Source organism: Halorubrum sp. SD41, from assembly GCF_058630335.1.
Window position 1 is genome coordinate 105,939 of the sequence record NZ_JBZVGZ010000008.1, and the last position, 11,092, is coordinate 117,030.

The window sequence follows — 11,092 nt, forward strand, 5'->3', positions numbered from 1 at the left end:
CTGGGCGGGACTCAAAGGGGCAGTCGCGAGGACGAAGACGCGCGACGCAAGCACTGGAACGAGGGAGCGCCAGCGACCGAGTGAAGCGCACAGCGAGCGCATCGAGTCCTCGCGACTGGGGCTTTGGCGGTGTTGGCTGGAGCGTCATCGCTCGTCGCGTGCCGTGTCCTGTACCGTGCGATCGAGGTCCACGGAATCGGGGGATCGCCACGCTTTATTAATCCGCCCGAGTACCGGCGACATGGACCAGTTGCGGCAGTCGCTCCTCGACGCGCCGATCATCGAGAAAGGCGAGTACCAGTACTTCGTCCACCCGATCAGCGACGGCGTCCCCATGCTCGAACCGGAGCTGCTCCGGGAGATCGTCATCCGGATCATCCGGAAGGCCGAGCTGGAGAACGTCGACAAGATCGTCACCCCCGCAGCGATGGGGATCCACATCTCCACCGCGCTCTCGCTGATGACCGACATCCCCCTCGTCGTCATCCGCAAGCGCCAGTACGGCCTCGACGGCGAGGTGCCGCTGTTCCAGGAGACCGGCTACTCCGAGTCGGAAATGTACATCAACGACGTCGAGGAGGGCGACCGCGTGCTCGTGCTCGACGACGTGCTCTCGACGGGCGGCACGATGAAGGCCATCCTCGACGCGCTCACCGACGAGGTCGGCGCGGACGTCGTCGACGTCGTCGCCGTGATCAAGAAGGCGGGCGACAACGAACTGGACGGCACCGACTACAACGTGAAGACGCTGATCAACGTCACCGTCGAGGACGGCGAGGTCGTGATTGTCGACGCGCAGGGCGACGAATAAGTCGTTCGGAGCAGCGCCGCGGTAAAACCCGCGAAACCTTCGGGTATCCGCTTATAAATACTCGACTACGTAGAGGCGGCGAACACCTTCAAAGCCCCAGCCGCTTGCTTATAAATGGCTGACTGCGGATCAACGGCGAACACCTTCAAAGCCCCATCCGCCTGCTTATAAATGGCTGACTGCGGATCAACGGCGAACACCTTCAAAGCCCCAGCCGTGAGGGCGGCGCACGCTCGCTGCGCGCTTCAGTCGCTCACTCCGTTCGCTCCTTCCAGTGCTTGCGTCGCCTGCGCCGCCCTCACGGCTGCCCCTTTGAGTCCCGCCCCGCACAGCGACCGCACCTCTCACCTCCCCAGCCTCGTCGGCCGCCCTCCGCTTCGCTCCGGGCGCCCGACTCCCTCGCGCGGTGCCGTTCGCGGCCGCCGAGGGCGGCCGCTCACGGGCACGCGCCGACCGCACCGCAGTGTTTGTTTATAAGCCTCGCGCCGTCCCTCGTCGCTGCCGGGCGCGGGCGCCTTTTATGTCGAGGTCACGAACAGTGGGGTACACATGACTGAAGCGCTGTTCGTCGTGAGCGAGGAGGGGTACTGGGCCGAGGAGTGTATCGAGCCGCTGACGACGCTGGAGGCGGAGGGCGTCGACGTGACCGTCGCGACCCCGTCCGGGTCGCCGCCGGTCGTCGACGAGCGCTCGCTCGACCCCGAGGCCGCCGGGGGCGAGGAGCGAGTCGCGGAGCTCCGCGAGGTCGACGAGGAGCACCCCGAGCTCAACGACCCGGAGCCGATCGCGACGGTCGACGCCGCCGACTACGACGCGGTCGTCTTCCCCGGCGGCCACGGCACCGTCTGGGACGTGAACCAGGACCGCCACGCCCGTCAGCTGCTGCTCGACGCGGTCGCGGGCGAGGCGGGCGTGGCACTGGTCGTCTGCCACGCGGTCGGGATCCTCGCGTTCACGAACGAGGCCGACGGGACGCCGCTCGTCGAGGGGCGCGCAATCACCGGGTTCCCCAACGAGTGGGAGGCGGACATCGTCGACGAGGACGACGTGATGCCCGACGGCCGGAAGCTCCCGTACTGGGTCGAAGACGAGGTCGCCCTCGCGGGCGCCGACTTCGACGCCGAGCTCGACGCCGACGAGAGCGTCACGGTCGACGGCGACCTGATCACCGCCCGCGGCCCGGGCTCCTCGTCGGCGGCGGCCGCGACGCTGCTCGACGAGCTGTAGGCGCGCCGCTCTGCGGTCGCGGCCCGCCCTCTCCCGCTATCGGATCACGAACGCCGGCTCCTCGATCCGCTCGCTCTTACACTCGGGACACCGCGACGGGTCGTTGACCGGGTCGTCGAAGCCGTCGAACCCGCACTCCCGGCAGGTCGGCGGCGCGACGAGGAACTCCTCGCCTTCGCTCCCGCTCCCGTCGCCGCTCGGTCGGTCGCCGTCCGCCACCGACCGCGAGACGTGTTCGAGGTGTTCGTACACGACGGGCGTCGGCAGCGACAGCGTCTCGGCGAGGTCGCTCGCGGTCCGGGGGGCCTCGCGGAGGGCGTCGGCGATCCGCTGGCGCGTCGTCTCCATGCGGACCCCTCGCGGCGCGGCGAGTATAACCGTCGGGGATCGCGGCGCGGGCGCTCGGGGTCGGCGACGCACGACGCCGGCCGTGCGAGCGGGCGGGACGACGACGCGGGCACAAGAGGTATGTCACCGGGGTGAGACGGGAGGGGTATGAAAGCCGTCGTACTCGCGGGTGGCTACGCGACCAGACTCTGGCCGATCACCGAACACCGACCGAAGATGTTCCTGCCGGTCGGCGACAACACCGTCATCGACGAGATATTCGAGGACTTGGAGGCCGACGACCGGGTCGACGAGGTGTTCGTCTCGACGAACGAGCGCTTCGCCGACACGTTCGCGGAGTACCTAGACGACAGCCCCTTCGAAAAGCCGACGCTCTCGGTGGAGGAGACCGTCGAGGAGGACGAGAAGTTCGGCGTCGTGGGAGCGCTCGAACAGCTCGTCGACCGCGAGGGCGTCGACGACGACCTGATCGTCGTCGCCGGCGACAACATGATCAGCTTCGATCTCGGCGACTTCGCCGACTTCTTCCACGAGAAGGGGACGCCGACGCTGGCCGCCTACGACGTCGGCGACCGCGAGCGCGCGAAGTCGTACGGGCTCGTCCAGCTCGACGGCGACGAGGTGGTCGACTTCCAGGAGAAGCCCGAGGACCCGCAGTCGACGCTCGTCTCCATCGCCTGCTACGCGTTCCCAGCGGAGACGCTCCCGAAGCTCACGACGTACCTCGACGACGACAACAACCCGGACGAGCCGGGCTGGTTCCTCCAGTGGCTCCAGCAGCGGGGGCCGGTCCACGCGTACACCTTCGACGGCGCGTGGTTCGACATCGGCACCGCCGACAGCTACCTCGACGCCGTCGAGTACGCCCTCGACGGCGGGGCGCTCGTCGCCGACGACGCGACCGTCGAGGGGAGCGACCTCGGCGACGTGGTCCACGTCATGTCGGGCGCGACGGTCACGGACTCGACGCTCGACCGCGCCGTCGTCTTCGAGGACGCGACGATCACCGACTCCGAGGTCCGCAACTCCGTGATCGACACGGGCGCCACCCTGGAGGGGGTCGACCTCTCCGGCGCGCTGATCGGCTCGCACACCTCGATCACCGAGGGCGACGACTTCTAAGCGGGCTCTGCGGTCGGCCGTCCGCTCCGACGAATCCGGCTCCGACCGACCCCGTCAGTCTGTACCGGGCCCGTCAGTCCGTGCCGGACCCGTCAGTCGGTCCCGGCCTGCCCGTGCGTGTGGTGGTAGCAGTCGAAGGCGGGGTCGCCGTCGTCGGTCGCGGGGTAGAAACACACCCGTCGGTAGCGCTCGTTGTCGAGCAGGTTCGCCACGAAGCCGTCGGCGTGTCGCGAGACGGAGTCGTACGGGGCGCCGCAGGCGGGGCAGTTCGCCGGCGGGTCGTCGGGGACGTACATGCGGTGCGGTCGTCAGCGCTACGGCCGCGAACGGGAAAACGACCGCGTCGAACGGGGATCCTTGGAGGCCGGCGGTCGAGCGGCTCAGGACCCGTTCGAGCCGTCGCCGCTCCCGCCCTCGACGCCGAGCGCGTCGAACAGCTTCCGGCGGACCGCCTCCTCGGTGAGGTGGAGGAGCGTGTCGCGGTTCTCGCCGCTGGCCTCGATGCCGGTGAAGATGCCGAGCGGAATCGAAAGCGACCCCTGCGTCGAGTGGCCGGCGGCGTCGCCCATCTCCGAGAACGCCTCGTCGAGGACGTTGCCGATGTTCAGCCGGATGTCCTTCGAGCGCGCAGCGAGGTAGATCTTCTCGTCGGCGATACCCAGCACGGCCGTCGTCGTGATCCCCTCCAGGTTGAGGAGGTGCTGAGCCGCCTGGGCGAGCGCCTCGCGGTCGCGGATGAATCCCGCCGTCGAGAAGAGGTGGCTCCCCTGGACCTCGCGGTTCTGGATCGCCTCCGCCAGCACGTCGAGCGTCTCCGGGCTCATCGACGGCGACTCCACCTGTTCGAGCGTGTCGTGGTTCGCGAACGGGTGGAGGTACGCGGCGGCGGTCAGGTCGGCGGGGGTCGTGTCCCGCTTGAAGTCGAGCGTCTCGGCGCGGATCCCGTAGAGGAGCGCGGTCGCGACCGCCTCGGAGGGCGACTGGTCGAACTCCTGGAGGTACTTCGTGAGGATCGTCGACGTCGAGGAGACGTTGGTCCGCACGTCGACGAACCGGGCGTCGAACGGCACCTCGGACTCTAGGTGGTCGAGGTAGATGTCGATCGAGACCCCGAGGTCGAGGTCCTCGGCGGCGGCCTTGGCGAGGTCGACGGCCGCGACGGTCTCGTACTCCGAGAGCGGCGGCGCCTCGCCGCGTTCGAGCAGGTCGATCCCGAGGAGGTTGACGAACGCCCGGTTCTCCTGGTGGCCGACGTCGCCGGAGTAGATGATGTCGGCGTCGACGCCGAACGCCTCCGCGATCGCCTGGAGCGCGGTCGCGGACGCGATCGAGTCCGGCTCCGGGTTGTCGTGGGTGAGGATCGCCATCCGGTCGCCGCCCTCCTCGATTATCTCCGCGAGCTGGCGGGCCATGTACTCCAGCTCGCCCGTCTCCAGCGACTGGAGCGCGCTGTCCGCGATCACCGTCGAGGGGTTGATCACCACATCCGCGCCGCGCTCGCGTAGTTCGTCCTCGCTGACGGGGTCCGACGCCCGGACGACGACGTAGTGGTCGCCGCCGGTCTCCCTGACCGCGGAGACGGCGGCCTTGTTCGCCTCCACGTCGCTGGCGAGGATCAGCACGATGTCGCGGTCGTCGAGCTCCTCGACGACGTCCGGCTCGGCGATGTCCTGAACCCGGGCGTTGAGGTCCTGGTCGCGCAGAGCCTCGACCCGGCTCTCGTCGCGGTCGAGGATGAGGACGTCCTTCCCGCGCTCGGTCAGTTCCTCAGCGACGGCGTGCCCGACGCTCCCACAGCCGAGGATCGCGTACCGGGTCCGCGCGGATCCGGATGCCCCACTACTCATTGGAGGGATTTCCGCGGCACGACACTTAACGAGTGCGCTCTCGCCGTCGACCCCCGTCAACGAAGCCGCGAAGAGCGGCGGCTTCGCCCTCCCGATCGAGAATGCGACACAGCCGCATTCGTGCGATTCGACCGGTATCCGCCCGGCGGCGACGGGGTCGAATGAAAAGGCCTTTTACCGTGACCCGGATACGAACTCGTGAGGGCCGGTAGCTCAGTTAGGGAGAGCGACGGACTCTTAATCCGTCGGTCGCGTGTTCAAATCGCGCCCGGCCCGTACACTGAACCGCAGAGCGACAGCGATGCGGTGAGGGAACCGGACGGAAGCGATTTGAAGTAGAGAAGTCGCAGCGCGAGCGAAGCGAGCGACCGTCTTCTCGTAGTTCACAATCGCGCCCGGCCCGCTCCTCATATAACCGTTTTCCACCTTCTACGGACAGGTTTCGGCGCTTTTTCACCGGCCCAGGGGTGGGGTTATGAGCAGCGTTGAGCAACAGATCGACGTCGTTCTCGACGCCGAAGGGAATGCGGCTCAAGCGATCTTCGAAGAACGCCGAGAGCGAAACGCGATCAGAATTATGTAGTATGAGGTCATACGTTATAAATAAGGGAAATGCCGGATCACCGCCCGATCGAGTTGAACCGCGCCGTCCCCGGGGGACGCGTCGAGATATTCGCGATCCGCGACGACGACTACCCGGACGGGTGGTTCTACCGGTTTCAATACTATCACCCGGAAACCGGCGAACTGCTCAGGTACGACGACGCACACGACGACGACAATCTCGGCTGGCACCACCGACACGTTCGGTTCGGCGAGGACGCAGAAATCGAGTTTCACGGTCTCGCGGCTCACGTGACGCGGTTCCTGAACGAGATCGCGGCGCTGGCGGACACGGAGAACACCCATGACTGACCACGACCACGACGGCTGGCCCGACGAGTACAGCGACCCTCGCGACCGCCCGCACCCGGCAGTCCTCCGTCTCACTGTCGAGTCGTTCGACGAGGCGTTCGAGGACACGCTCGATGCGGTCGAGGCGGTCGACGACGGCGAGGCGCGACCCGCGGTGGTGTCGTTCGGGACGGTCGGCGAGCTCCGGAAGATCCTCACCGACCGGCGGATCGAGGTGCTTCAGACGCTGCTGGACGTCGACGGCGCCGCCGAGAGCATTAGCGCGCTCGCCGAGACGCTCGACCGCAACTACAAGACGGTCCACGACGACGTTACCCTCCTAGCCGACTACGGAATCGTGTTCCTCGTCGAAGACGGCGACCGCGCCAAGCGACCGTTCCTCCCGTACGAGCGTATCCGTCTCGACGTGGAACTCGTCGTGAGCGACGCTGGCGAGGGGCCCGCGGCGGTCTGAGAATCTCTTCTTACAGAGTGATATCGACAAAAATATCTCATACGATCACAGTCAACGAGGCCGGCGGCTTCGCTCACTGCCGCACAAGGCGGGTCGATACTGACTTTTCGCCTGACTCAACGCTTTTCCGGCGCAGCACCCAGATACCGATGTGAAACGAAACGTGGGCCGAATCGACGCGGCAGCACGGATCGTCGGCGGCGTCGCCGTCGCGATCCTCGCGGTGCTCGTCGCGACGACGGACGTCAGCGTGCCCGTCGTCTCCGCCGTCGGGCTCGCGGTCGCCGGCGCCGTGCTCGTCGTCGAGGGCGCCACGCGGCGATGCCTGCTGTACCGCGCCCTCGGGATCGACCGCTGTCCGGTGGACTGAGACGGGAGCGCGGTCCGACGGCGCGGACGGACCGGGGCCCGAGAGTGCGGTCCGCCGGCGACCCCGAAACACTTCTCCGCCGAGCGCGTGGCGCCCCGTATGAACGCACGCGAGACCGTCCGCTCGTACTACGACGCGCTCCGGGCGGGCGACCCGCTGGCGCCGTACGTCGCCGACGAGCGCGACGGCGACGACCCGTACGCCAAGTTCGGCGTCTCGGAGCGGCTCGTCGGCGCCGACCGGATCCGCGAGGGGCTCCGGACGCAGACCGAGACCACGACGGACTGGCGCGTGACCAGCCGCGAGCTCCGCGTCACGGAGCGCGACGACCACGCGTGGTTCAGCGACGCGGTCGCGATGGCGTGGACGGACGCGGAGTCGGGGCGACGCCGCGAGTTCGACACCCGGTGGAGCGGGACGCTCGTCCGCCGGGACGACGGGTGGCGCTTCGTCGGCCTCCACGTGAGTACCGACGACGACTTCTGACCGCTGGACGGTGCCCCGTCCCGACGCGCTCGGGCACGACGCCGACGTTTATCAGCCCCGCCGCCGATCGGACGCCCATGACGGACCTCGACGGCGCGGCGGCGGTGATCACCGGAGCGAGCTCGGGAATCGGCGAAGCGACGGCGCACGCGCTCGCGGAGCGCGGCGCGAACCTCGTCCTCGTCGCGCGGCGGCGCGAGGCGCTCGAAGCGGTCGCGGACGACGTGCGGGCGGAGTACGGCGTCGAGGCGGTCGTCGCCGACGGCGACGTGCGCGAGAGGGCCACCTCGGCGGCGGCGGTCGAGGCCGCGGTCGAGGCGTTCGGCGGCCTCGACGTCGCCGTCGTCAACGCGGGGCTCGCCCGCGGGAGCGACGTGGCGGAGATGACCGACGAGGAGTACTTCGCGATGCAGGAGACGAACGTCGACGGGGCGTTCTTCCTCACGCGCGAGGCGCTCCCGCACCTCAGGGAGAGCGAGGGGACGCTCGTCGCGGTCGGCAGCTTCGCCGGGGAGTTCCCCCGATCGTTCAACCCCGTGTACGCCGCGACGAAGTGGTGGATCCGCGGGTTCGCCCACAGCGTCGCGGCGCAGGCCGGCGACGACGGCGTGGCGGTCTCCGTCGTCAACCCCTCGGAGGTCCGGACCGAGTTCGGCAGCGAAGAGGGCGAGCCCTTCGAAGAGCGGTTCGAGCCCGGCAGCGTCACCGAACCCGAGGAGGTCGCCGAGGCGATCGCCTTCGCGGCGTCGCGCCCCGGCTCCTCGGCCCACGAGATCGACCTCTACCGCCGGGACAAGTACGCCGACACGATGTGAGCGAGCCGGGGTGGCGGCGCGGCGGCGCGAGCAGCGGCCGCGTCACCCTCCAGTCGACGCGTCGTCGGTCGACGCGTCGCCGGTGGTGGCGTCGCCGGTGGTGGCATCGTCGGTGGTCGCGTCGTCACGGCCCCCCATCGGCGCGCCGCACTCCGGACACGTCTCGTCGGCGCGGGAGACGGCCAAGTCGCACTCCGGACAGAACGCCCGGTCGCAGGCGCGGTCGCCCATGCCCGGCCCGACGACGCCGACCGGGAAATACCTTCGGCGCCCCGCGACGCGCGGCTTCGAATCGAAATTCCTTTTGAATCGGTCGGCCCCGATCCGGTGTGAGCAACGCGGGCGCGGCCGACCGGACGAGCCGATCGCAGTTCTGGGCGCTCTACCTCACCCGGTTCGCCGAGGGGTTCGGGTTCATCACGCTGTTGACGCTGCTGCCGACGTACATCAACGCCTTGGACCCGCAGGCGACGACGGTGCTCGGCGTCACGGTGTCGGCCGGGTTCGTCATCGGGATGTACACCACCGGGTTCACGCTCGCGCAGACGGTCGCCGTGGTCCCGCTCGCGTGGGCCGGCGACCGGTTCGACAAGCGCCTCGTGCTGCTCGGCGTGCTCGGCGCCGGCGCTGGGGTGTACGCGCTGTTTCCGCTCGTCGACTCGTCGGGGTCGTTCATTCTCGTCCGCGCGCTCCAAGGGCTCGTCGTCACCGGCGCGGGGCTGATGACGCTCTCGCTGGTCGGGCAGATCGCCGGCGCCGGCACGCGGGCGGACAAGATCGGGAAGGCGAACGCCGCCTCGTTCGCGGCCTCGATCCTCGGGTCGCTCGGGGCGGGCGCGGTGTACGACGCCGTCGGCTTCGGGCCGGTGTTCGCGATCGTCACGGCGCTGATGATCGCCGCGTGGCTCGTCACGTGGGGGATGCTCGACGGCGACCCCACGCGGGTCGACGGGTTCCCGTTCAGCGACCTCGCAGTGAACCGCAAAATCTTGACCATCTCGACGTTCCGCGCCCAGTACGCCTTCGCGGTGACGATGGTACGGACCTGGGTCCCCATCTACGCCGGGACCGAGCTGGCTTCCGGGGGGCTCGCCGTCGGCGCGACCGCCGTCGCGGTGACGGTCACCGCGGAGAAGGCGACCAACATGGTCGGCCAGCTGTTCACCGGCCGGCTCTCCGACGCGTACGGCCGGTCGCTGTTCGTCTTCGCCGGCGGCGGCGCCTACGGCGCGATCGCGATGGCGATCCCCTTCTCGGCCGCGATCGGGACCGCGCTCGGCGCGGGCGTGACGCTCCCGATCCTCGGCGAACTCCCGCCGGCGTACCTCCCGCTCGTCGCCCTCTCGGGGCTGCTCGGCGTCGCGGACTCCTTCCGCGAGCCGGCGAGCATGGCGCTGTTCGCCGACGAGGGGACCGACGACGGCAGCGTCGCCTCCAGCTTCGGCATCCGCGAGCTGGTGTGGCGGCCGGGCTCCGTGGCCGGGCCGCTCATCGCCGGCTGGCTGATGGTCGAGGTGAGCATGGGCTCCGTCTTCTACGTCGGCGGCGCGTTCGCGATCACCGGCGTCATCGCCTTCCTCGGCGTGCTCGCGTCCGACCACGGCCGCGCGGCCCTGACCGCGTGGTAGGGCGCGCGACTCCTCGGCCCGCGGTCCGTGCGTCGCGACCGCCTACCGCTTCCGGAGCGCGGCCCGATAGTGCGGGCCGTCGCCGGACCCCTCGCGGCCGACCGCCTCGACCGCCCAGCCGGTCCCGACCGCCGCCTCGCGGAGTCGGTCCGGCGAGAACAGCGTAAACCGGAGCGTCGGGTCCCGCTCGCCGTCGTACGCGAACCACATGACGCGGCCCGCGAGCCCGGGCATCGGGTCCGCGCGGTAGCCGAGGAGGTCGGCGGCGCCGGGGTGGCTCGGATCGTAGCAGTCGACGATGGCGGTCGCATCCGGTGTCGTCACGAACGCGAGGTCGCCGAGGAACGCGGAGAGCCCCCGCGTCGACCCCGACAGGCCGACCTGCGTGCCGATCACGAGCGCGGAGGCGAACCGGTCGCGCTCGAACGCCGCCCGGAGCGCGAACATGTCTCCCTCTCGGGCGTCGCGGACGCCGCGCTCGCGCATCGTCTCGACGAGCGCCGGGCTGGGCTCGACGGCCACCGTCTCGAACCGCTCTTGGAAGCGCAGCGCGTGGCGCCCCGCGCCGGCGCCGAGGTCGACGAGCGGCCCGTCCAGCCGGGACGCGAGCCACGAACCCGCGTCGCTCTCGGGGTCGAACTCGGAGAAGTAGAAGTCCTCGATCGGGTGCTCGCGCGTCTCCTCGCCGTCGCCCTGGTAGAGCGGTTCCGTCCGCTCGCCGCGGTGGTGATCGTAGATCGCGCGTCCGAAGGCGTCGGGCATGCCGCCACGGTCGCTCCGACAATTAAAAAGCGAGCGTGAGCGTCGGTACCGATTCACGACCCGCAGGCTCAGCTACAGTCGGCTATCGCGACCGGGCTTCCCTCTGAAACAGTAGCGCGCCGAACGGTACCACATGAAGAACTACGGCAGTGAGTATCGCAGATCGCCGGCCGCGGTGTGGTATTTAAATAGCCGTGAGCGACGGCGACGATCGCTTATAAATGGCAGGCGGTGGCGCGCCTGCGAGCGGCCGCCACCGGCGGCCGCGAGCCAGCCCGCGAGGGACGCCGCGAACGCCCGCAGGGCG

The 11,092-nt window shown here is 69.4% G+C and carries 14 protein-coding genes and 1 tRNA gene; 10 read left to right on the forward strand and 5 right to left on the reverse strand.

The features are described from left to right. Nucleotides 1-241: 241 nt before the first annotated feature. Together hpt and AC4NMM_RS05295 are read left to right on the forward strand one after the other, a co-directional pair. A complete protein-coding gene (hpt, locus tag AC4NMM_RS05290; RefSeq protein ID WP_491923718.1) occupies nt 242-811 on the forward strand; it encodes a hypoxanthine/guanine phosphoribosyltransferase in 570 nt (189 codons plus the stop codon). A 549-nt stretch (nt 812-1,360) separates the two neighbouring features. Then, on the forward strand, nt 1,361-2,038 hold the full coding sequence (locus tag AC4NMM_RS05295; RefSeq protein ID WP_096393435.1) for a type 1 glutamine amidotransferase domain-containing protein: 678 nt from the start codon (nt 1,361-1,363) through the stop codon (nt 2,036-2,038). 36 nt (nt 2,039-2,074) lie between these two features. Here the strand turns inward: AC4NMM_RS05295 and AC4NMM_RS05300 are convergent, their stop codons facing one another. Then, on the reverse strand, nt 2,075-2,386 hold the full coding sequence (locus tag AC4NMM_RS05300; protein ID WP_096393436.1) for a transcriptional regulator: 312 nt from the start codon (nt 2,384-2,386) through the stop codon (nt 2,075-2,077). Nucleotides 2,387-2,533: 147 nt separating this feature from the next. Between AC4NMM_RS05300 and AC4NMM_RS05305 the strand changes: the two genes are divergently transcribed. Continuing rightward, a complete protein-coding gene (locus tag AC4NMM_RS05305) occupies nt 2,534-3,508 on the forward strand; it encodes a nucleotidyltransferase family protein (protein WP_096393437.1) in 975 nt (324 codons plus the stop codon). Nucleotides 3,509-3,600: 92 nt separating this feature from the next. Here the strand turns inward: AC4NMM_RS05305 and AC4NMM_RS05310 are convergent, their stop codons facing one another. Together AC4NMM_RS05310 and AC4NMM_RS05315 are read right to left on the reverse strand one after the other, a co-directional pair. Then, complete coding sequence (locus tag AC4NMM_RS05310) at nt 3,601-3,804, reverse strand: DUF8145 family protein (protein ID WP_096393438.1); 204 nt, start codon at nt 3,802-3,804, stop codon at nt 3,601-3,603. A gap of 84 nt (nt 3,805-3,888) precedes the next feature. Continuing rightward, a complete protein-coding gene (locus AC4NMM_RS05315) occupies nt 3,889-5,355 on the reverse strand; it encodes a DHH family phosphoesterase (protein ID WP_096393439.1) in 1,467 nt (488 codons plus the stop codon). A gap of 202 nt (nt 5,356-5,557) precedes the next feature. Here AC4NMM_RS05315 and AC4NMM_RS05320 point away from each other — a divergent pair. The 6 genes from AC4NMM_RS05320 (at nt 5,558) to AC4NMM_RS05345 (ending at nt 8,395) form a co-directional block, all read left to right on the forward strand. Continuing rightward, nucleotides 5,558-5,631: transfer RNA gene (locus tag AC4NMM_RS05320), tRNA-Lys, on the forward strand. Between the two features lie 336 nt (nt 5,632-5,967). Then, a complete protein-coding gene (locus tag AC4NMM_RS05325; RefSeq protein WP_491923719.1) occupies nt 5,968-6,270 on the forward strand; it encodes a toxin-antitoxin system TumE family protein in 303 nt (100 codons plus the stop codon). Continuing rightward, on the forward strand, nt 6,263-6,724 hold the full coding sequence (locus AC4NMM_RS05330) for an HVO_A0114 family putative DNA-binding protein (RefSeq protein ID WP_491923720.1): 462 nt from the start codon (nt 6,263-6,265) through the stop codon (nt 6,722-6,724). Before AC4NMM_RS05325 ends, AC4NMM_RS05330 begins: the two co-directional genes overlap by 8 nt. Before the next feature lie 151 nt (nt 6,725-6,875). After that, nucleotides 6,876-7,094: a YgaP family membrane protein gene (locus AC4NMM_RS05335; protein WP_096393442.1), complete on the forward strand. Its 219-nt coding sequence runs from the start codon at nt 6,876-6,878 to the stop codon at nt 7,092-7,094. 99 nt (nt 7,095-7,193) lie between these two features. Further along, nucleotides 7,194-7,580: a nuclear transport factor 2 family protein gene (locus AC4NMM_RS05340; RefSeq protein ID WP_491923721.1), complete on the forward strand. Its 387-nt coding sequence runs from the start codon at nt 7,194-7,196 to the stop codon at nt 7,578-7,580. A gap of 77 nt (nt 7,581-7,657) precedes the next feature. Further along, nucleotides 7,658-8,395, forward strand: a complete 738-nt coding sequence (locus AC4NMM_RS05345; RefSeq protein WP_491923722.1) for an SDR family oxidoreductase — start codon at nt 7,658-7,660, stop codon at nt 8,393-8,395. A gap of 42 nt (nt 8,396-8,437) precedes the next feature. Here the strand turns inward: AC4NMM_RS05345 and AC4NMM_RS05350 are convergent, their stop codons facing one another. Further along, a complete protein-coding gene (locus AC4NMM_RS05350) occupies nt 8,438-8,626 on the reverse strand; it encodes a hypothetical protein (RefSeq protein ID WP_491923727.1) in 189 nt (62 codons plus the stop codon). A 98-nt stretch (nt 8,627-8,724) separates the two neighbouring features. Between AC4NMM_RS05350 and AC4NMM_RS05355 the strand changes: the two genes are divergently transcribed. Beyond that, entirely contained in the window at nt 8,725-10,023 is a 1,299-nt protein-coding gene (locus AC4NMM_RS05355; protein WP_491923723.1) for an MFS transporter, read from the forward strand. Nucleotides 10,024-10,065: 42 nt separating this feature from the next. Here AC4NMM_RS05355 and AC4NMM_RS05360 read toward each other — a convergent pair whose 3' ends face one another. Next, nucleotides 10,066-10,785 (reverse strand): class I SAM-dependent methyltransferase, encoded by a 720-nt coding sequence (locus tag AC4NMM_RS05360; RefSeq protein WP_096393447.1) that lies wholly within the window; start codon nt 10,783-10,785, stop codon nt 10,066-10,068. Nucleotides 10,786-11,092: the final 307 nt, after the last annotated feature.